Here is a 20,104-nt window from a genome sequence, read left to right as displayed (position 1 = left end):
GTCTCACGCCACCGTCCGGCCATTGTCGATCACGATTTCCGCCCCGTTCAGCCGGGCGGACTCGTCCGACACCAGGAACAGGACCAGGTCGGCGACATGCTCCGGCTGCCCCTCATGCCTTTGGGCGGCTTCGCGCAATCCGGGCGCGGCGAAGCGATAGGCCTCGCGAACCATCTGCGTATCGTGCGAGCCGGGGAGAACCACATTGGCGCGAACCGGATAGTCCTGCTGCTGGCAATGCACGATCAGGCTGCGCGTCATGGAGAGTACGGCGCCCTTGGCCGCGCTATAGGCGAACACCGCCGGATTGCCCCGGATCGCGGCCACGGACGCGATGTTGACGATCGATCCCGCCCCGCTGGCCGCCAGCGGCGGCAGGCAGGTCTTGCATCCCAGAAACGTCCCTTCCGCCGAAACGGCCATCACGCGGCGGAATGCCTCCAGCGACGACTGCTCGACGGTTTCGAAGGCGGCAATGCCCGCATTGTTGACCAGCGCATCGAGCCGGCCATGCGCCCGCATGATCTTCGTCAACGCGGCCTGCCATTGCGCTTCGCTCGTCACGTCCAGGCGGAGCGCCATCGCTGCCGGAAGCGTCTCGACGACCCGTTGCGCCTCCTCCTCGTCGACATCGGCGACGACCACCCGCGCGCCCTCGCGCGCCAACGCTTCGGCGTCGGCCTTGCCCAGCCCCTGCGCCGCGCCGGTCACGAGGACGACCTTCCCCTCAACCCTGCCCTTCTTCGCCATGGCCGATCCCTTCAGGCCGCCAGGGCGGCACGGGCGGCGGTTCCACCGCCATGGAGACGCGACAGCAGCAGCACGCGCCGCAGCCCACGCCCGACCGCAAGTTCATCGGTCACACCCATGCCGCCATGCAACTGCACCGCCTCCTCCGCGAGCTTCAAGGCAGCGTCGCCAATATAGGCCCTTGCTGCCGTCACGGCCCGGACCCGTTCTTCCTCCTCGGCCAGGGCCGATTTCAAAAGCAAAGATCGGGATTGCTCCAGCCAGGTGTACATCCGGGCGCAGCGATGCTGCACGACCTGAAAGCTCGCGATCGGCTTGCCGAACTGGTGGCGCTGCCTGACATAATCGACGGTCAGGTCAAGCAAGGTCGCCATCGCGCCGACCAGTTCGGCGACGATCGACAGGCCGGCCAGGGCTTGAGCCTCTGCCCACGCGCTCCCCGGAATCGTGAGCGGCACGGCATGCACCGCATCGAATCGCACATGGGCTGCCATGCTGCCGTCGACCAGACGAACCGGCATCCTGCGGACGCCGCTGTCCTGCCCATCGATCAGCAGAAGCGCGCCCGCTTCCGTCTCCACGACAAAGGCGTCGGCATCCATGCCGTCCCGGACGATGCCCCCCGATCCGCAGAGCCTTCCGTCCGTCATCGCACCTCCCGGCGCAAATGCGAGCAGAGCCTCCCCTTGCATCAGCCTGTCGCCCCAGCGCCGGGCCACAGGATCACCAGCGATCGCCCGGCCGCAGAGCAGAACGGCTTCGGTCAGTGGCGTGATCGCAAGGGCGCGCCCCATCTCTTCGGAGACAATCATCACCTCCACCGCGCCGCCGCCCAGGCCGCCTGCCTGCTCCGGCGCCAGCAGGGCGAAAAGACCGAGTTCCCCCAATGCGCGCCAGTCGTCGGGAGACATCGGCCCTTTCGCCATGGTCGCCGCGTCATAGCGGTCAGCCAGAAAGCGGCGGACCATGTCGCGGACCATCGCCTGCTCATCGCTGAGCGCGAGGTTCATGGCTCAGAGCACCTCGATGATCGAGGCGTTGGCGATGCCGCCGCCCTCGCACATGGTCTGAAGGCCGTAGCGCTGGCCCCGCGCCTTGAGCGCATGGATGAGCGTCGCCATCAGCTTCGTGCCGGTCGCGCCGAGCGGATGGCCAAGCGCAATCGCGCCCCCGTTGACGTTCAACCTCGCCGGGTCCGCGTCGAGCGCCTTCATCCATGCCATGGGGATCGACGCGAAGGCTTCGTTCACTTCGAACAGGTCGATGTCCTTCATCGACATGCCGGCCCGATCGAGAACCCGCCGCGTCGCCGGGATCGGCTCTTCCAGCATGATGACCGGATCGCCCGCCGTGACCGCCAGGTTGACGATGCGGGCGATGGGCGTCAGGCCATGCGCCCTGACGGCCGCTTCGGAAGCAACGAGTACGCCGCTCGCGCCGTCGCAGATCTGGCTTGCGGTCGCCGCGGACAGCGTGCCGCCCTCGCCCAGCAGCTTGACCGAACCGATCGACTCCATCGACGCATCGGCGCGGACCCCTTCGTCTCGGTCGTGGATGGCCTGCTCCCCTTCCGCCGTGACGATGGGCACCGGCACGATCTCCCTGTCAAAGGCGCCCGCATCCATGGCCGCCGCCGCCTTCCGGTGGCTGGCGAGCGCGAACCGGTCATGATCGTCGCGGGTGAAGCCATATTTGTCGGCGATCATCTGCGCGCCCTGAAACTGGCTGAACATCTCCACGCCATAACGCTTCTGGATCGCCTCGGAGAAAGGATTGGCGCCGATGCCGCCCGCTTTCGCCAATGTGATGGGGGAACCCATCGGCACGCGCGTCATGCTTTCGACGCCCCCTGCGATCACGATGTCCTGAAGGCCCGACATGACCGCCTGCGCCGCGAAATGCACCGCCTGCTGGGACGAGCCGCACTGCCGGTCGATCGTCACCGCCGGCACGCTGTCGGGCAGGCTGGACGCGAGCACGATGTTGCGGCCGAAGGCGAAGGTCTGCTCGCCCACCTGGCTGACGCAACCGATGATCACATCATCGATCGCGGCCGGATCAACGCCCGCATCGGCGACCAGCGCGTCCAGCACGAGGGCGCCAAGATCGGCGGGGTGCCACCCGGCAAGCCGGCCGTTGCGGCGGCCACCGGCGGTGCGGCGTGCGGAAACGATATAGGCTTCAGGCATGATGCATCCTTCTTGTGTCTAAAGGCCGAGCGCGGCCTTCGCGATCAGGGTGAGCTGGATTTCGCTGGTGCCGCCGAAGATCGACCAGGCGCGGGCGTTGAGGTAGCGGGCAGCCGCGACCTGCGCTTGCGCCGAACCGACCGGAGCGGGCATGTCGTCGCCGTAGAAGGGACGCTCGACCGGCAGTTGAAGACCGGCGAGGCCGAAGGCGTCCACCGCCAGCGCCTCAACGCCCTGCCGGATTTCGGACGCCAGCAGCTTGGTGGTCAGGCTGCGCGGGTCGGGCGCGGCGCCATGCTCGATCTCGATCAGCGTCCGAAGCTCTGTCATCTCCAGCGCTTCCGCCTCCAGTTGGAGCCGGAGAGCGCGATCCGCCAGTTCGCCGGTCAGCGGCCCTGTCGATGTCCGCAACCGGGCAAGATCAGCCAGGATCGCCGGCGCGAAGCTCGATCCGCCGCGCTCATTCTCCAGCAGGAACTTGGCGATCGACCAGCCTTGCCCTTCGTCGCCGACACGGTCCGAGACCGGCACCCGTACTTCATCGAGGAAGACCTCGTTCAGTTCGTGATCGCCCGATGCGCTGAGGATCGGCTTCACCATCACGCCGGGCAGCGCCATGTCGATCAGCAGGAAGCTGATGCCCTGCTGCGGCTTCACATGCGGGTCGGTCCGGATCAGGGCGAAGAGCCAGTTCGCATATTGCGCCTGCGTGGTCCAGATCTTGTGCCCCGACACGACATAATGATCGCCATCGCGCACGGCGCGGGTGCGCAGGCTTGCAAGGTCGGAGCCGGAACCGGGTTCCGAAAAACCCTGCGCCCACACATGTTCAGCCGAGCGGAGGCGCGGGAGATAATGATCCTTCTGCGCCGGGGTGCCATAGGTGTACAGCACCGGCCCCACCAGCTTCAGGCCCATGCCGGGAAGGACCGGCGCGCCTGCCTCCGCACATTCCTTTTCGAAAATCCAGCGCTGGACCGGCGTCCATCCCGGCCCGCCCGCATGGTCCGGCCAGTGATAGACGAGCCATCCCTTCGCTTCCAATATCGCCTGCCATTCGCGTGCGATGTCGGGTTCAGCGAAGACACCGGATGTCAGTGCGGCCCCGCGCCGAAGCGCGGGCGAAAGCGACGCGGCGAGGAAAGCGCGCACCTCCTCGCGGAACGCATGCTGTTCTGGGCCAAGCGCCAGGTCCATGGCGTCAGCGCTCCACGATGGCGACGGCGGAGACGCCCGGTGCGCCATAAACGTGGCTGTAACCGAGGCGCAGCCTGCCCGGCGCCTGTCGTGCGCCCGCCTGCCCGATCAACTGCACATAATTCTCATAGACCTGACGAAGCCCCGATGCGCCGATCGGCTCCCCGCAGGCAAGGCACCCGCCATCTGTGTTGACCGGCAGGCTGCCGTCGATCCGCGTGCGGCCCTCAGCGATCCATGCGGTCTGCTCACCATCGGCGCAAAAGCCATTCTCCGCCATGTGCATGATCTCGGCTCCCGCCTCCGTGTCCTGAAGCTGTGCTATGTCGATGTCCTCGGGGCCGACGCCCGCCATGTCGTAGGCCGCCTGAGACGCGACGCTGGTGGGCGAGCCGCCACGCTCCAGATCAAGCGCTGGCGAAAAGACCTCGAACGAACCGGGGGGCCGGGTGCGGACGGCCGCGGCACGCAATCTTACCGCAGGCAGTCCAAGTTCGCGCGCCTTCCTGCCGCTCGCCAGCAACAGTGCGACCGCGCCTTCGCCCGGCGAGCAGAACATGAATTTGGTGAGCGGGTCGCTGACCATCTGCGAATGGAGGATGGTGTCCATATCGACCGCCTCGCGCCGCCAGGCATGATCGGCCAGAACGCCGTTGGCAAAGGCCTTTTCGGCGACAGCGCCCAGCGTGTGCGGGGTGATGCCGTATAGGCTCATATAGCGCTGAATCTTCATGGCGAAGAACTGGGTGGTCAGCATCAGCCCCGTCTCGCCATACCAGTCCGGCAACCCCCAATCCGCTGGAAGAGGCGAGAAAGAGCCGCGCGGGTGCTTGTCGAAACCTACCGCGAGGCCCAGATCGAACTCGCCGGACTTGATCGTGCTGTAGGCGCCGAACATGGCCGAACCGCCAGTCGCGCATCCGTTGGCGACGTTGATGAAGGGAATGCTGGTAAGCCCCAGCTCCGACACCATCGTGTCCGCATTGCCGGCGGCGTCCGACCCGCCGAAGGCGAACTGGACATCGCGCCATGCCAACCCCGCCCGTTCGAGCGCCTGGCGGACGGCGAAGACGCCCTGCTGCAGGCCCGAAAGGCCAGGGGTGCGGCCGAAGGGATGAATGCCCGCGCCGATGATGAAGACGTCTTCGCTCATGCCCCAACCCCCTTGTCCGGCGCGAAGCCGAAGCTGGTGCGCAGCGTTCCGTCCGTCATCTCGAAAGGCAGCGGCACGACGCGCATCGCCATGCCAATTGCCAGATCATCGAACGCCACATCGACCAGACGCCCCTCGACGATCAGCGCTCCATCCAGATCGACATAGCCCACGGCATAGGGCTCGAACGCTTCCGGGCCGGCATAGGGCGGCGACTTGGGGCGGAAGCGCTGGATAGTCCACGACCAGAGCCGGCCCGTGCGCGGCAGCAGGACGCGCTCGTAGCGCGGGTCGTCTTCCGGTCGCGCCGGAAAGCACAGGCGATTGGTTGCCCGCTCTCTGGAGGCAAACAGCGCATTGCCCTCTGTCTCGGGGCAGATGAGGCCGTCGGCTATCGGAACAGGCAGGGTGTCGGGCATCTCTTGTCTCCTTCCGAAGACATAGCGCCCGACCGTTCGGTCGGCTTCTGACCAATGCGACAGGGGTTAGTTTATCATGCCCAGAAAGCCGAGCTGCGCCGCCTTGAACATCGTCTGGTCGCGGTTGACCGCGTCCAGCTTCACGGATGCCGATCGGATGTGGAATCGCACCGTGGTGCGTTGCAGGCCCAGGATGATGCCGATTTCCTCGTTCGTCTTTCCGGCAGCCGCCCAGCGCAGGCATTCCACTTCGCGCTTGGTCAAGGATATGCTCCCCAGCCCGGGCCGCGCCCGCGCCGTAACCTTGACATAGCTTTGCACGAAGGCCCGCGCGAGCACAGCCAGAGCGTCCGCGGCACAGGCATAGGCATCGGACAGGTCGTTGGCCTCGGGCTCGGGCGAGAGGAAACTGGCCGCGCCGATCTGCCCGAACGGCAGGTGGATCGGAACCACGATCGCGGCCGCCGTCATCGCCCGGATGCGGAAATCATGGAGGTCGATCACGTCGAGCAGCGGGTTGGGCAGGCGGGTGAAAAAGCCATGCGCGTTGCACCAGAACGGCTCCGCCTCCACCCGGCAGGCGTGAACGATGGGCGAGGAAAGGGCAAGCTGAGGCACCTCCCACCAGCGCGACTCCTCGCCGCGAAAACCAAAAACCTCGCTTGCCAGCACGGCGCCATTCCCGTCGCGCATCGGTTCGCGGGAGGCCACATTATGCGTGACCGCCGTGCGCAACCCGCAAAGGTCCATCACCGCATCGCGCAGCCGCTCCGCCGCCGGTCCTATCCCCCCCGGCTCCGAAAAGCGGACCGCGTCGATCAGGGCGGCGGACGGCATCGTGCAGGAGGGGCCGGCAGCGGACATGATCAGCGGCCTTTCAGGCTCAGCCCCTCGAAAAAGGGCTGGCAGATCGCGTCGGCGACGTCCTCGGGCGGTCTGCGCTTGGCCAGGGGAGGATACCATTTATAGGCCCAGTTGCACATGCCGAGGAAGCCAAGGGTGGTGAGCCCCGGGTCGCACGGGCGGAAATGGCCGTTCGCGATCCCCTGTTCGATGATGCCGCGCACCCGCTGCAGATAGGCGTTGCGCTGCGCCCGGATATGGTCGCGCATCTTGCCTTCCAGATCTTCATAATGGTCCATGAACGCCCGGACATAACCCGGATGCTCCGCAATCTGCCGCAGGATGTCGATGCATGCCGCGCGCAGGCGGCCGAGCGGATCGTCCGATCCGCCTTCCTCGTCGAGGCCTGCCAGCAGCGCGCTCATATGGGCGTCGTGCATCGCGAAGAGGATGGCGTTCTTGCTGGGGAAATAATGGTAGAGCGTCGGCTTGCCGAGGCCCACCTCATCGGCCAGCATCTGCATCGACGCCTTGTGATATCCCACCCGGTCGAACAGCGTCGCGCAATGCCTCAATATCTCGTTGCGCTTCTCGTCATGCGCCTCGGTCGTCTGCCGTTTCTTTGTTGCTTCTCGCGCCATCGCCGGCTCTGTTCCCTGTTCTGCGTCCTACCTCTCACAAAGGTAAGTCGACCGTCTGGTCGGTTCCTCCTAGGGATGGCGGCTGGATGAAAAGAATGCAAGCGCGAGGGAGCGGACAATGCAAGTTGAGGGCAAGACAGCGCTGATCACCGGAGCGAGTTCGGGTTTGGGCCGGCATTTCGCTCGCCTGCTGGCGCGGGAAGGGGCGACGGTCGTGATAGCGGCGCGCCGAGTCGACGCGCTCTCGGCGCTCTCCGATGAGATTGGGCGACAAGGCGGCACATGCATTCCCGTCGCCATGGATGTGACCGATCCGGACGCGGTCGCGGCGGCCTTCCGGCAAATCGAGCGCGACCTTGCGGCGCCTCTCTCCATCCTCGTCAACAATGCAGGCGTAGCCCACATGCGTGCGGCGCTCGATCTCAGCGCAACCGAGTGGTCGCAGGTGCTCCAGCCCAATCTGACCGGCGCCTTCCTCGTGGCCCAGCAGGCGGCGCGCATGATGCGGGGCGAAGGCGGGACGATCGTCAACGTCGCCTCGATCCTGGGGGAACGCGTGTCCAAGGGGCTGGCCGCCTATGCCGCCAGCAAGGCCGGCCTCATCCAGTTGACGAAGGCGCTTGCGCTGGAATGGGCGGCGTTCGACATCCGGGTCAACGCGCTCGCGCCCGGCTATATCGAGACGGACCTCAACCGCGACTTCTTCGCATCCGACGCAGGTCAGCGGCTCATCTCGCGCATCCCGCAGAAGCGACTGGGCCAGATGCAGGATCTGGACGGGCCGCTCCTGCTGCTATGTTCCGATCAGTCGCGCTACATGACGGGCGCGGTCATCGCGGTGGATGGCGGGCACCTCGTCAGCGGTCTTTAAGGACGGACGACCCTCACGCATCCATCGCGGTCGCGCCGATGACCCAGGCGGACAGGCCGGCGGTCGGCACGGCGCAGATCACCGCTTCGGCCACTGCTTCCTCGCTGGCGCCGGCGGTGCGCGCGCCCTTCATGTGAACGGACGCCCATGAACTATAATCGGCGACGAGGACGGTGACGAGCAGCAGTTCCGCATGGACAGGCCCCAGCGCCGTCCCCGACAAAGTCCCCTCGCGCATGAGATAATAGGCGTCGGCGCCAAGGGGCTTGACCTCGAACAGCTTGCCCAGCGAAGGGGGCATGGTGCCGAAATATTGAAGGAAATTGGCCTGCGCCGCGCCATCTTCCACCACCATGTCGTCGTCGGGCCAATCGGGATCGACGGCTTCGGGGTAGATTTCCCGGAAAAGATCATGGAAGCGCAGCGACGCCCCCTCGCCGCGCACGCTTGCCAGGATTGCGATCGCCGCGCCGGCCTCCGCCTCGGTGAGACCGGCCGCCCGGGCTTCGGCCAGTTCCCGCGTCGCAAGTTCCCGATAGCCCTTCATCGTGGCGGCGCAGGCGACGAACAATCGCTTCATCCGGGCGGGGACAGCGCCATCGGTATCGATGATCGCGCGCCAGCGGCGAAATCCCGCGACGGTCTTCGGGGCGTCGCGACGCAGGCGGCCAAGGCTGGCGAGCGGGGGCAGAAGATCAGTCATCGTCTCTCCGATAATGCATGGACCGTCCGGTCGGTTGAACATGGCTATGCCGCTTCGCGATCGCGGTCAACTTCTGATAAGGAGTTGACGTCCGACCGGACGGTCGACTACATCGCACGCTTATACAGGGCCGATCCCGGTTCGGCCGATGCGAGAGGAGCACGCCCGGATGAGGGACTTCAAGGGCAGGACGGCAGTCATTACGGGGGCCGGCAGCGGCATCGGCGCGGCGCTCGCGCATCTTGCCGCGCGGGAGGGGATGAAGCTGGTCCTCGCCGACATCAATCTTGCCGACCTTGAAGCAGTGGCCGGCACCATCGACAGCGCGGCCATCGCGCTCCACAGAACCGACGTGGCCGATCCGGAGGCGGTACAGGCTCTGGCCGACCTCGCATGGTCGCGCTTCGGCGAGGTATCCCTGCTGTGCAACAATGCCGGCGTCGTCCCCGGCGGCCGCCACCGGCTCGTCTGGGAATATGGGCTGGAGGACTGGCGCTGGGCCTTCGGGGTCAACATGGAGGGCGTGGTCAACGGCATCCGCAGCTTCGTGCCCCGGATGCTGGCCGAGGGACGGCCGGGACATATTCTCAACACCGCGTCCGTGGCCGGCTTCGTGAGCGGCGAAGGCTCCGCCGTCTATGGCGCGTCCAAACATGCCGTCGTCCGCATCACCGAAGCGCTCTATGCCGGCCTGCGTGAGCGGAACGCCCCGATTGGCGTCACGATGCTGTGTCCCGGCCTGGTCGCAACCCGCATTTACGAGGCCGAACGATCCCGCCCTGCCCATCTGCGATCCAGTGATGGGCAGCCGGCGGAAGCCGCCGAGTTCCAGTCGATTTCGGACAATCTGTTCCAGAATGCCCCATCGCCTGAGGAAGTCGCCGCGCAGGCGTTCGACGGCATCCGGAATGACCGGTTCTACGTCTTTACCACGACCCGTTACGATCCGGTGATCGCGCAGCGGACGCAATCGATCCTTGCGCGGGAAAATCCGCTATTCGACAGCCTGATTTCGCTCAGCAAGGGCAAGGCTGACGCAGAAGAGGAAAGATCGTGAGCAGGCTTCAGGCGCGGATCGCGCTCATCACCGGCGCCGCTTCGGGCATCGGGCTCGCCACCGCACGGCGCTTCGCGACGGAGAGCGCGACACTCATCCTGGCGGACCGCAATGGAGATGCCCTGTCGGATGCGGCCAAGTCCCTGCCGGGCGACGGCCATGAGGTCGCCGTCATGGACGTCACCGATGAACAGGCATGGGTCGCGCTGGCGGATCGGATACGAACACGGTTCGGCACGCTCGACATCCTCGTGAACAATGCCGGGTTCGGCAAGTTCGCGTCGATTGCGGACACGACATTGGCGCAATGGCGCTCGATCATCGCCGTCAATCTCGACAGTGTTTTCCTGGGCACCAAATATATGATGCCGCTGCTCGCCGCCTCGGGCCGGGGCGCGATCGTCAACATGTCCTCCATTCGGGGCATCGTGGCCGGGGCGGGCACCGGCTCCTACAGCGCGGCTAAGGGGGGTGTCCGGATGTTCACCAAGGCGACCGCCCTCGAATGCGCTGCCGCCGGCAATGGCGTGCGGGCGAACTCCATTCACCCCGGTCACATCGCGACGCCGCTGACCGCGCCTGCCTATGCCGATGCGGAAACAGCCAGGAGCCTGCTGGCGGATGTCCCGCTCGGCCGGATCGGGGAAGCGGAGGAGATAGCGGATGGAATCCTGTTCCTGGCAAGCGACGAGTCCCGCTACATGACGGGCGCCGAACTTGTGATCGATGGGGGGAGCACTGCGCAATGACCGAGCGAGCGAACGCCATCGCGTCGAAAGTGGAAGCCTTCGTCCGGACCGTGATCATTCCCTATGAAAAGGACAGTCGCCTCGGCTTCCATGGCCCGGAAGACGCGCTCGTCGCGGAGCTGCGCGCAAAAGCACGCGAAGCAGGCGTGCTTACCCCGCATATCCTGCCTGACGGATCGCATCTGACGCAGCGGGAAACGGCCATCGTCCTCATCAAGACCGGCCTGTCGCCGCTCGGCCCCCTCGCCTGCAACACCGCCGCGCCTGACGAAGGCAATATGTATCTGCTCGGAAAGGTCGGCAGCGCCGAACAGAAGACGCGATTTCTCGACCCGCTGGTGAGGGGCGAAGCGCGCTCCGCCTTCTTCATGACCGAGCCTGCCGAAACCGGCGGCGCGGGGTCCGATCCGTCGATGATGCAGACGACCTGCCGGCTCGACGGCAATCATTGGGTCATCAACGGCCGCAAGAAGTTCATCACCGGGGCGGAAGGGGCGCGCGTGGGCATCGTCATGGCCCGGTCGGACGAGGGCGCCTGCATGTTCCTTGTCGACCTGCCCGACCCGGCGATCCGGACGGTGCGCGTGATCGACACGATCGACAGTTCGATGCCCGGCGGGCATGCGGAGGTCGACATCGTCGATCTGCGCGTTCCGGCGGACCAGATGCTGGGCGCGAGCGGAGAAGGCTTCGCCTATGCGCAGATACGCCTCAGCCCTGCCCGCCTGTCCCACTGCATGCGCTGGCTCGGCCTTGCGACGCGCGCGCAGGAAATCGCCACCGACTATGCCTGCCGCCGCCACGCCTTCGGCAAGCCGCTGGTCGATCATGAAGGCGTCGGCTTCATGCTGGCGGACAACCTCATCGACCTGAAGCAGGCCGAACGCATGATCGACTGGTGCGCGGGCGTTCTCGACACGGGTTCGCTCGGCACGGCGGAAAGCTCCATGGCGAAGGTCGCGGTGTCGGACGCGCTGTTCCGCGTCGCCGACCGCTGCGTTCAGGTGATGGGCGGGACGGGCGTGTCCGGCGACACCATCGTCGAGCAGGCGTTCCGGGAAATCCGCGCCTTCCGCATCTACGACGGCCCGACCGAGGTTCATAAGTGGAGCCTGGCCAAGAAGATCAAGCGCGACTGGAAGGCGGCGCAGGGATGAACGCTGGACGATGGATGCCGGCCATGCGGCCGATGCTGGTCCTCCTGCCGATCCTTATGTCGACCGCTGGGCATGCCGAGCCAGCGAACTTCGCCGCGCCGGAAGCGCCCACTTCGCAAGCCGGATATGGCGAGGACCTGCTGCCCAGGGACGAGAAGGACCGCGCCACCCTGCTCCGGACCGTCGCATTCGATGCGACCGTCTATGGCATGGCTGCCTATCTGCATTATGAGCAACTCTATCGGCAGGTGTTCGATCGAAGTTCGAGCAATTATACCGGATTCAACCGCTTCGCGCATGAGAGGAACCTGGCGGGGCCGGACTATGCCACCTTCAAGGTGCCCAATACGGACACGCTTTACTCCACCGCCTGGATCGACCTGAGCAAGGGGCCGGTCGAAATCGACATCCCGGCCACGCAGCTCAAATATTTCACGCTCAACATCTTCGACATTTTCGGCAATCCCAGCAATCTCAGCAATCGCACGATAGGCGTCAAAGGCAGCCGCTTCCTGCTGGTGCCGCGCGGCTGGCGCGGCATCCCGCCCGCCGGGGTCACGGTCTATCCAGCCGCCACCACCCAGCTATGGATCCTGATGCGCGCCTTCGCCCAGTCCGACGCCGAAGTCCGGACTGCGCGTGCTTTTCAGGATGCGGTCCGGATCATCGTTCCGGAAGGCGAAGGGACGGCGGACTCTGATGGCGAAACATCGCCACCACCACCCGCCTCTGGCGCTATCGGCTATTTCCGGGCGCTCGACTATCTGCTTCGGGCCAATGGCTGGCAGCCGGGCGAGGAGGCGCTTGTGTCGCGATTCCGGCTGCTCGGCATAGCGGGCGACCGCCCGTTCAACCCTGACAGGCTGACCCCGGCCATGCGAGCCGCGATCGAAAGCGGTTACGCGGAGGCGCTGGACATGCTCACCCGCGCCAAGTCGCAGTTGGGCGAACCCACCGGCACGGGCTGGATGAAGGTCAACAAGGGCGTTTACGGTTTCAATTATCTGCGCCGGTCCGTCATCAACATGGCCGGCCTCGGCGCGAATGTGCGGGAGGAAAATGCGTCCTACACCACGTTCGCGGACGGCCAGGGCGCGGCGCTGGACGGCGCGTCGTCGCGCTACATGCTGCGGCTGCAAAGGCCTCCGCCCGTCAACAGCTTCTGGTCCGTCACCCTCTACGACGCGAAGACCTTCGCCCTTCATCCCAATCCGCTGCGCCGCTATCTGGTGAGCGACCGGACAAAGGGCCTGAAGATGCAGAAGGATGGGTCGATCGAAATCCGCATCCAACACGCCGCATCCTCCGATGGAAACTGGCTTCCCGCACCGGCTGGCCCATTTTTCGTGGTGATCCGCGCCTACGGACCGAAGCCCGACATGCTGAACGGCCAATGGCTGCCCCCGCCCATTTCAAGGGAAGGCGACGCACGATGAATGCCCTGGTCGAAGACAATAGCGGCACCGCCGCCGTCCGCCCCGGCTATGAGCTGGATCTGGGAGCGCTGGACGCCTGGATGCGCGCCAATGTCGCCGATTATGGCGGGCCGCTCAGGGTCGAGCAGTTCAAGGGCGGGCAGTCCAATCCGACCTACAAGCTGATCACGCCGGGCAAGAGCTACGTCCTGCGCAAGCAACCGCCCGGCCCCCTGCTCAAAGGGGCCCATGCGCTCGACCGGGAGGCGAGAGTGATCGCCGGCCTCTCCGGGGCAGGATTCCCGGTCGCCGCCGTCCATGGCCTGTGCACCGATCCCGCGATCATCGGCACGATCTTCTACGTCATGGACATGGTGGAGGGCCGCATCTTCTGGGATGCCGCGGTCCCCGATGTGTCCCCCGCAGAAAGAGCCGCGCTCTTCGATGCGATGAACGCCACGATCGCCGACCTCCACAGCATCGATCATGTGGCCGCCGGCCTTGCGGACTATGGCCGACCCGGAAACTATTTCGAACGGCAGATCGCGCGCTGGTCCCGCCAATATCTTGAGGACGCGGAGGCAGGGCGCGATCCCTATATGGACAGGCTGGTGGAATGGCTCCCCGCCCACATCCCGCCGGGCGAGGAAACGAGCATCGTCCATGGCGATTTCCGCATCGACAATCTGATCTTCCACCCGACGCAGCCGCGCGTGTTGGCCGTGCTCGACTGGGAGCTTTCGACGCTCGGCCATCCGGGCGCCGACTTCGCCTATCACGCGATGATGTATCGGATGCCGCCGCATATCGTCGCCGGCCTGGGCGGGAGCGACCCCGCCGCGCTCGGCATAGCCGATGAAGAGGCCTATCTCGCCGCCTATTGTCGGCGCAGGGGGCTGGCGGACATGCCGGGTTACGACTTCTATATCGCCTTCAACTTCTTTCGCCTCGCCGCCATCTTCCATGGCATCAAGGGCCGGGTCATTCGCGGCAATGCGTCCTCCGCGCAGGCGCGCGAGCGCGTCGCGGTGCTGCCGGAACTCATGCGTCTGGCGTGGCGGCAGGCGGAAAGGGCTGGCGCCCGATGAACAGCCCGGCCATCACGCTCGACATCGAGGACGGCGTCGCCTGGCTGACGCTGGCGCGCCCCGAAAAGCGCAACGCCGTCGATCCTGAATTCGCACTCCGCCTGCATGAACTGGCGGAGCACTGCGCGGCGGACCAGCAAATACGCTGCGTCGTCCTGACCGGAAGCGGCAAATTCTTCTGCGTCGGCGGCGACATCGATGCCTTCTCCGCGGCCGGGGAAGATGCCGAAGCGGCGGTCGGTGCCCTCGCGCACAGTTTCCATGCCGGCATTCATCGGCTTGCCACGATGGAAAAGCCTCTGGTCACCGCAATCAACGGCCCCGCGGCCGGCGCGGGGCTCAGCCTTGCGATATTGGGAGATATTGCGCTCGCAGCCGCCTCCGCGCATTTCACCTCGGCCTACAGCGCCGTCGGGCTGACGCCGGATGGCGGCGCATCATGGTGGTTGCCGCGCCTGATCGGGATGCGCCGGGCGCTGGAGATGCTGTTCACCAATCGACGGATCGGGGCGGATGAAGCGGCGCAATTCGGCCTTGTGACGCGCGTGGTCACCGACGATGCGCTCCGCGCCGAGGCGTCGACCGTCGCGTCGGCGCTCGCGAAGGGGCCGATCCGCGCACTCGCCAGATGTCGCGCCTTGTTGATGGAATCGGCAACCGCCGACCTTTCCGCCCAGCTGGAGCGCGAAGCCGCCTCGATTGCCGAATCGGCCGGTGCGGCGGAGGGGCGGGAAGGAGTCGCCGCCTTCCTGGCGAAGCGACCGCCGCGTTTCATGTAACCCAGGGCGATGGACAAAGCGCGCTGCAAGCCGCATGAACGTCGCAACCATGTCGGCAGGTTCGCGCCCTTGTCATGAGACCTAAGCAACTCAACTTTCCACTCAATCCCGATTACGGGACCGGCGCCACCATTCGCCGCGTATCCCTGCGCGCGCAATCCAATCGGGTCAACGCCCATCTCCTCGACAATTTTCACGAGATGCGCTGTTCCATCGTGCACGACTGCTCGATCGTGACCGCCATTACCGGCGAAAGCGTCCGCATTCCCACCACGGCATGCCCTGCCGCAGTCCACCAGCTTCAGTCCTTGGTGGGCCTGCCGATCAGCACGCGAACCCGCGACTTTTACGCCGGGGGGATTGCACGCCATCATTGCACCCACCTTCTGGACCTGGCTGTCATGGCCATTGGCCATGCTCAAAGACCATCGACGGAGATACTCTATGAAGCGGAGGTCCCGGACGAAGTCGAATTGCCTGTCCCCATGACGATCTGGCGAAATGGTCGGCTGGTCTGTCGCTGGCTGGTCCGGCAGGGCGCGATCCTGGAGCCGCTGGAGCTTCGGGGAAGGCCATTGGGAACAGGCTTTGCCGCATGGGCCAGTCTGGTTTTCGAGCAGGATCAACTTGAAGCCGCCACCATCTTGGCGCGTACTTGGCTCATAGCCATCGGTCGGCGCTACCGCCCCTCACAAGCTGCCGGTCGCCCTGCCCGCGACAATCCGGAGATGCTTGGACGATGTTACGCCTACAGCACCGGACCAGTGGAAACCGCGGTCATGACCGGAGAGAAGGAGGCTCATCTGCACCGTCTCCAGCGTGAAGCATAGGCACTTTTGACATTCAGCAACCATGGTCGCGACGGCGTAGCGGAAGATGCGCCCAAGGAGGGTCCGCATAGGACGTGCCTTCGTAGCGGCCTGTCTCATCGATGAAGCGCAGGACGGCCACAATCTCCTGCGCCGTGATTTTGGAGACGGGTCTGTTGCCGATCTTGGGATAGGTCTTGTCCAGCAGCCAAGGAATCTTGCTCGATGCGATCTCGGCCATGCCCCGAAAGCGAGCGACCGACCCTTTGCGAGATAGCGATAATTGAGGCGCCAAAGCTCCGCGCCGTTGGTCCGCACGAGAAGATAGAGACCACCGCCGCCCGACAGCTTTAAGTCCTTGGCTTGCGGTTTGGCGTTGGCTAGTTGGTCGCGAACAGGGTGCTCATCGGGGGTATCGTCCTTGCAAAGGACGGAAAACGATACCCTCGGATATACCACCCCTCGTGCCCAATTGGTGCCGTATCTGCCCGGATTTCACCGGACGGTTATAGCTCAAGGAACAACATATTTCAGCCGTTTCCGGGACGTCTTCGGACGGGAAAATGGTGCCAGAAGAGCTTTATCGCGGGGCACCTAAACGATTGATTTCGCAGTCAAATCATAGACTTGCGAAGTCGCCAGAGGGATCATTAGCACGATCTGAATTCGTGGAAAAGGCTGGACGTGAACGGACGGAGCGGTTCGAGCCCCGCTGGCAGCGGCTGGGGTCTGTCCGAAATACGCCTACAATTTTCGGACAGACCGTGGTTGCGACAAAGCTGAGCGATAAAAAGCGTTTATATAAATCAGATTGCGCGATATGGTGATCGATATAAAGGAGTGCTATCGATCATGCGTTGGAATTGGCAACAACCCGACTGGTCTAACTTCGCCTATGACGCGACGCGTCTGAGAGGCCGTGAGGACCAGTTTCTGAAGGGTGCCGGTATTCTGGTCGGTGTCATGGCCCACCTCCATGCCGACGATCGTCAGAACCTTTCCATCGAACTCATGGCACAAGAAGCTGTCGATAGCTCTGCAATTGAGGGAGAGATCCTCGATCGCGCGAGCGTGCAGTCGTCGGTCGCGAAGCATTTGGGGATCAAGGCCGACCACCGCCGAGCCAATGCCGCCGAGGCGGGCGCTGCAGAACTCATGGCGAATCTCTTCCGCAGCTATGGCGAGCCGGTCAGCGATGCCATGCTGTTCCATTGGCACGCCTTGCTCATGAACGGTAGGCGGGACCTCGCCGACATAGGCCGATATCGATCACATGCCGATCCCATGCAGATCGTATCGGGAGCCGTGCACGCGCCGAAGGTGCATTTCGAGGCGCCGCCATCGCAAGCGGTGCCAGGCGAGATGGACGCATTCATTGCCTGGTTCAACGATACCGGGCCGACGGGCCCTTCACCGGTGAGCGCGCTGACGCGAGCGGGTATTGCTCATCTATGGTTCGAGTCCATCCATCCCTTCGAAGATGGCAACGGGCGCCTCGGCCGCGCGATTGCGGAAAAGGCCCTGGCCCAAGGGCTTGACGCGCCCGCAATCACGGCTCTTGCAGAGATGGTCCAGCGCCATCGCAAGGACTATTACGCCCAGCTTCAGCGTGCGAGTATATCCAACCGGATCGACGATTGGCTCGAATGGTTCTCGGATATCGTGCTCGCCGCCCAACAGCGCACGCTTGATCGGGTTCATTTCCTCTTGGCTAAGGCAAAGCTGCTCGACCGTCTCCGCAGTCGGATCAACGCACGGCAGGAGAAGGCCCTGATCCGGATGTTCGCCGAAGGACCGGACGGCTTCAGGGGTGGCCTGAGCGCGGCAAACTACCGGACCATCACCGACGCAGCCCCCGCGACAGCCACTCGCGATCTCGCAGAACTGGTGGAGTTAGGAGCCCTTCGCAAGGAAGGAGAACTGAAGCACACAAGATACTATTTAAACCTCAGCGAATGACCAACCGCCCCGCACGTCAGATATTCTCTGTGCCGTGCGCGGTCAGGCTCGTTCGAGAACAGGCGGGAGCAAGCGTCCGAAAGCGTGATCAGCGGAGGGAAGGCTAACGTCGAGCTGGCGCCGCTAGTTCGCCGATCACTTGCCCGACAAGTCCACGCAACCAGCGGTGCGCCGGGTCGTGACGGTAGCGGACATGCCATGCCATCTCGACGGGGAAGGTGCCGAGATCGACCGGCGCGGGCAGAATATGCAAGCGAGGATCATGCGCTAACCGCCGGCAGATCAACCGTGGTAGGGTCGCAACGTAGTCGGTCACCCCGATCATCTCCGCCACAGCAAAGAAATTGGTGACCGACAGCGCGACCTCTCGCTTCAGGTTCTGCTGTGCCAGCGCCTGGAACAGCCCGGCGCGCATGCGGCCGGGCGGCACCACGTTGACGTGGCGCATGCCCTCGAACTGCTCGCGCGTGATCGCGTCGCCGATGTCCGGATGCCCGGCACGCACGACGCAGTCCAGCGCCTCGTCCATCAGATGCTGAACCACGAGATTGTCGGGCGGATCGATGATGCGGCCGAGCACCATCGCCGTGGTGCCGGAGACGACGCCGGTCTCGGTCAGGTCGTTGCCGTAAGGCGTGAGCCGCAGCTTGATGCGGGGCGCGACTTCAGCAAGCTTCGCTACCAGGACTGGCACGATCACGAACTCGACATAACCATTGGGCGCGATGGTGAAGAGTTGCTCGGCACTGGCGGGGTCGAAGTCCTGCTGCCCGAGCACGGCGTCATCCAGGCTGGCGAGTGCGTCCGCAATTTGCGGCGCCAGCTCCAAGGCGATCGGGGTCGGCTGGATGCCGTAGCGCTCACGGATGAACAGCTGGTCCTTCAGCATCAACCGCAGCCGGGCCAGCGCATTGGACAGCGCTGGTTGCGTCATGCCCAGACGCTCAGCGGCACGGGTGACGCTGCGCTCCTCCATCAGCGCGATGAAGATCGGCAGCAGATTGAGGTCGTAGCGCATGAGTTATGCTCTCACACATATATCTAAAATCCAAGAAATAAACTTCTGCAATGAGTGCGAAAGGCGCATCTCCTGGTCGTCCGGAATGCGGACGAGATCGAAGACAGGAGGTTTCCATGAGCAAGGGTAAGGTTCTGCTGATCGGCTCCAACGCCACCCGCATCGAGGTGCAGGGCAACAAATGGGGCGCTACGGGTCAGTATCTCAACGAGACGGTCGTCCCGGCGATGGCGCTCGAAGCTGCCGGTTATAAGGTCGTGCTCGCCACCCCGAACGGCAGCAAGCCGATCATCGATGCCGCGTCGGACGCGCCGGCGCATTTCGAGAATGACGAAGTGGCCTACCGCGCCGCTCGCGATTATTACGACAACAGCCCCGCCATGAACGCGCCGGTGACGCTACGCTCAGTCATCGATGGCGGGCTCGACCAGTATGCCGGTGTCTTCTTCCCCGGCGGCCAGGCCCCGGTGGTCGACCTGATGCAGGACGCCGAAGTGGGCGAGATCCTGCGTCACTTCCACGAAACGGCCAAGCCGACGGCGCTGCTTTGCCACGGCCCGATCGCGCTCGCCGCGGCGATGGATGATCCGCGTGCGTTCCGCGCCGCGCTGATCGCCGGCGCCGACGACAAGGCGCGCGAATGGGCGAAGAACTGGCCCTATGCCGGCTATCGCATGACGATCTTCTCAGGCAGTGAGGAGAAGGTGGTCGAGGATCACATCCTGCATGCCAAGATGTATTTCGACATGCCGCAGGCGCTGACCGCCGCCGGCGGCAAGGTGGAGACGACCGCCGTGGACTTCGAGCCGAACGTCGTCATCGACCGCGAGTTGATCACCGGTCAGAACCCGCGTTCGGACCACCCCATCGCCAAGGCGCTGGTCAAGGCACTCGACGCGCGGCAGACCGCGTGAGAACTCGGATGACCGGTGGGGCGCTGCGAACGCGCCCCGCCTCGTCCCTCCATCCATTCCAGGCAGGAGCAACCGCCATGACCAGCCATATCAAGATCGTCGCCGTGCTGACCGCTCGCACCGGCAAGGCCGACGCGTTGCGCCATCTGCTCGACGGCATGATCGCGCCTTCGCGATCCGAGCCCGGCAATCTGCGCTACGATCTCTGGACCGATCAGGCGGAGCCGGACCGGTTCGTGCTCGACGAGCTTTATGAAGACGCCGACGCGGTGGCAGCGCATCGTGCATCCCCGCACTTTCAAACCTATCTCGCCGCCATCAACGACCTCGCGGAGCGAAGCGCCTTCACGCTCGCGCCGGCGGCGGTCGCCTGAACGAGATCACAGAAACAGG

General features: G+C 64.8%; 22 protein-coding genes and 1 pseudogene. 11 read left to right on the top strand and 12 right to left on the bottom strand.

Features of this window, described 5'->3' with window-relative positions:
• Window positions 1–3: 3 nt before the first annotated feature.
• The 8 genes from TZ53_RS04155 to TZ53_RS04120 form a co-directional block, all read right to left on the bottom strand.
• Entirely contained in the window at window positions 4–750 is a 747-nt protein-coding gene (locus TZ53_RS04155; protein WP_044660525.1) for an SDR family oxidoreductase, read from the bottom strand.
• A gap of 11 nt (window positions 751–761) precedes the next feature.
• Window positions 762–1,760, bottom strand: coding sequence for an acyl-CoA dehydrogenase family protein (locus TZ53_RS04150; protein WP_044660524.1), 999 nt, complete (start codon window positions 1,758–1,760; stop codon window positions 762–764).
• Window positions 1,761–1,763: 3 nt separating this feature from the next.
• Window positions 1,764–2,939 (bottom strand): acetyl-CoA C-acetyltransferase, encoded by a 1,176-nt coding sequence (locus tag TZ53_RS04145; RefSeq protein ID WP_044660523.1) that lies wholly within the window; start codon window positions 2,937–2,939, stop codon window positions 1,764–1,766.
• A gap of 18 nt (window positions 2,940–2,957) precedes the next feature.
• Window positions 2,958–4,136 (bottom strand): acyl-CoA dehydrogenase family protein, encoded by a 1,179-nt coding sequence (locus tag TZ53_RS04140; RefSeq protein WP_044660522.1) that lies wholly within the window; start codon window positions 4,134–4,136, stop codon window positions 2,958–2,960.
• A gap of 4 nt (window positions 4,137–4,140) precedes the next feature.
• Complete coding sequence (locus tag TZ53_RS04135) at window positions 4,141–5,289, bottom strand: thiolase family protein (RefSeq protein WP_044660521.1); 1,149 nt, start codon at window positions 5,287–5,289, stop codon at window positions 4,141–4,143.
• Window positions 5,286–5,708 carry a Zn-ribbon domain-containing OB-fold protein gene (locus TZ53_RS04130; protein WP_044660520.1) on the bottom strand — a complete coding sequence of 141 codons (423 nt, stop codon included), beginning with the start codon at window positions 5,706–5,708 and terminating at the stop codon, window positions 5,286–5,288. Before TZ53_RS04130 ends, TZ53_RS04135 begins: the two co-directional genes overlap by 4 nt.
• A gap of 66 nt (window positions 5,709–5,774) precedes the next feature.
• Window positions 5,775–6,572, bottom strand: coding sequence for a helix-turn-helix transcriptional regulator (locus TZ53_RS04125; RefSeq protein ID WP_044660519.1), 798 nt, complete (start codon window positions 6,570–6,572; stop codon window positions 5,775–5,777).
• A gap of 2 nt (window positions 6,573–6,574) precedes the next feature.
• Window positions 6,575–7,192, bottom strand: a complete 618-nt coding sequence (locus TZ53_RS04120) for a TetR/AcrR family transcriptional regulator (RefSeq protein WP_025547929.1) — start codon at window positions 7,190–7,192, stop codon at window positions 6,575–6,577.
• A 118-nt stretch (window positions 7,193–7,310) separates the two neighbouring features.
• Here TZ53_RS04120 and TZ53_RS04115 point away from each other — a divergent pair, with 118 nt between their 5' ends.
• On the top strand, window positions 7,311–8,063 hold the full coding sequence (locus TZ53_RS04115; protein WP_044660518.1) for an SDR family NAD(P)-dependent oxidoreductase: 753 nt from the start codon (window positions 7,311–7,313) through the stop codon (window positions 8,061–8,063).
• A gap of 13 nt (window positions 8,064–8,076) precedes the next feature.
• Here TZ53_RS04115 and TZ53_RS04110 read toward each other — a convergent pair whose 3' ends face one another.
• On the bottom strand, window positions 8,077–8,766 hold the full coding sequence (locus TZ53_RS04110; protein ID WP_044660517.1) for a carboxymuconolactone decarboxylase family protein: 690 nt from the start codon (window positions 8,764–8,766) through the stop codon (window positions 8,077–8,079).
• 169 nt (window positions 8,767–8,935) lie between these two features.
• Between TZ53_RS04110 and TZ53_RS04105 the strand changes: the two genes are divergently transcribed.
• From TZ53_RS04105 to TZ53_RS04075, 7 genes are all read left to right on the top strand, one after another.
• Window positions 8,936–9,823 (top strand): SDR family NAD(P)-dependent oxidoreductase, encoded by an 888-nt coding sequence (locus TZ53_RS04105; RefSeq protein ID WP_044660516.1) that lies wholly within the window; start codon window positions 8,936–8,938, stop codon window positions 9,821–9,823.
• Window positions 9,820–10,572 carry an SDR family NAD(P)-dependent oxidoreductase gene (locus TZ53_RS04100; RefSeq protein ID WP_025547936.1) on the top strand — a complete coding sequence of 251 codons (753 nt, stop codon included), beginning with the start codon at window positions 9,820–9,822 and terminating at the stop codon, window positions 10,570–10,572. The genes TZ53_RS04105 and TZ53_RS04100 overlap by 4 nt, the downstream gene beginning before the upstream one ends.
• The gene (locus TZ53_RS04095) at window positions 10,569–11,729 is read left to right on the top strand and encodes an acyl-CoA dehydrogenase family protein (protein ID WP_044660515.1); all 1,161 of its coding nucleotides are present in this window, start codon (window positions 10,569–10,571) and stop codon (window positions 11,727–11,729) included. The genes TZ53_RS04100 and TZ53_RS04095 overlap by 4 nt, the downstream gene beginning before the upstream one ends.
• Window positions 11,726–13,165, top strand: coding sequence for a DUF1254 domain-containing protein (locus TZ53_RS04090; RefSeq protein WP_044660514.1), 1,440 nt, complete (start codon window positions 11,726–11,728; stop codon window positions 13,163–13,165). Before TZ53_RS04095 ends, TZ53_RS04090 begins: the two co-directional genes overlap by 4 nt.
• Window positions 13,162–14,232, top strand: coding sequence for a phosphotransferase family protein (locus TZ53_RS04085; RefSeq protein ID WP_044660513.1), 1,071 nt, complete (start codon window positions 13,162–13,164; stop codon window positions 14,230–14,232). The genes TZ53_RS04090 and TZ53_RS04085 overlap by 4 nt, the downstream gene beginning before the upstream one ends.
• On the top strand, window positions 14,229–15,011 hold the full coding sequence (locus tag TZ53_RS04080) for an enoyl-CoA hydratase/isomerase family protein (RefSeq protein WP_044660512.1): 783 nt from the start codon (window positions 14,229–14,231) through the stop codon (window positions 15,009–15,011). The genes TZ53_RS04085 and TZ53_RS04080 overlap by 4 nt, the downstream gene beginning before the upstream one ends.
• A 74-nt stretch (window positions 15,012–15,085) precedes the next feature.
• Window positions 15,086–15,841 carry a DUF2889 domain-containing protein gene (locus TZ53_RS04075; RefSeq protein ID WP_044660511.1) on the top strand — a complete coding sequence of 252 codons (756 nt, stop codon included), beginning with the start codon at window positions 15,086–15,088 and terminating at the stop codon, window positions 15,839–15,841.
• Between the two features lie 13 nt (window positions 15,842–15,854).
• Here TZ53_RS04075 and TZ53_RS26630 read toward each other — a convergent pair whose 3' ends face one another.
• Window positions 15,855–16,061 (bottom strand): phage integrase central domain-containing protein, encoded by a 207-nt coding sequence (locus TZ53_RS26630; protein ID WP_044660510.1) that lies wholly within the window; start codon window positions 16,059–16,061, stop codon window positions 15,855–15,857.
• 50 nt (window positions 16,062–16,111) lie between these two features.
• A pseudogene (locus tag TZ53_RS27830) lies at window positions 16,112–16,279 on the bottom strand (hypothetical protein); the annotation flags it as partial.
• A 393-nt stretch (window positions 16,280–16,672) separates the two neighbouring features.
• Here TZ53_RS27830 and TZ53_RS04065 point away from each other — a divergent pair.
• The gene (locus TZ53_RS04065; RefSeq protein WP_044660509.1) at window positions 16,673–17,779 is read left to right on the top strand and encodes a Fic family protein; all 1,107 of its coding nucleotides are present in this window, start codon (window positions 16,673–16,675) and stop codon (window positions 17,777–17,779) included.
• Between the two features lie 103 nt (window positions 17,780–17,882).
• Here TZ53_RS04065 and TZ53_RS04060 read toward each other — a convergent pair whose 3' ends face one another.
• Window positions 17,883–18,797, bottom strand: coding sequence for a LysR family transcriptional regulator (locus tag TZ53_RS04060; RefSeq protein ID WP_044660508.1), 915 nt, complete (start codon window positions 18,795–18,797; stop codon window positions 17,883–17,885).
• 116 nt (window positions 18,798–18,913) lie between these two features.
• Between TZ53_RS04060 and TZ53_RS04055 the strand changes: the two genes are divergently transcribed.
• A complete protein-coding gene (locus tag TZ53_RS04055) occupies window positions 18,914–19,711 on the top strand; it encodes a type 1 glutamine amidotransferase domain-containing protein (protein WP_044660507.1) in 798 nt (265 codons plus the stop codon).
• Between the two features lie 77 nt (window positions 19,712–19,788).
• The gene (locus tag TZ53_RS04050; protein ID WP_044660506.1) at window positions 19,789–20,085 is read left to right on the top strand and encodes a putative quinol monooxygenase; all 297 of its coding nucleotides are present in this window, start codon (window positions 19,789–19,791) and stop codon (window positions 20,083–20,085) included.
• Window positions 20,086–20,104 lie beyond the last annotated feature (19 nt).

Source organism: Sphingobium sp. YBL2, assembly GCF_000943805.1.
Classification (GTDB): Bacteria; Pseudomonadota; Alphaproteobacteria; order Sphingomonadales; family Sphingomonadaceae; genus Sphingobium; species Sphingobium fuliginis.
The sequence above is the reverse complement of the archived record's forward strand: the minus strand, read 5'-3'. Positions and strand labels throughout refer to the sequence as shown.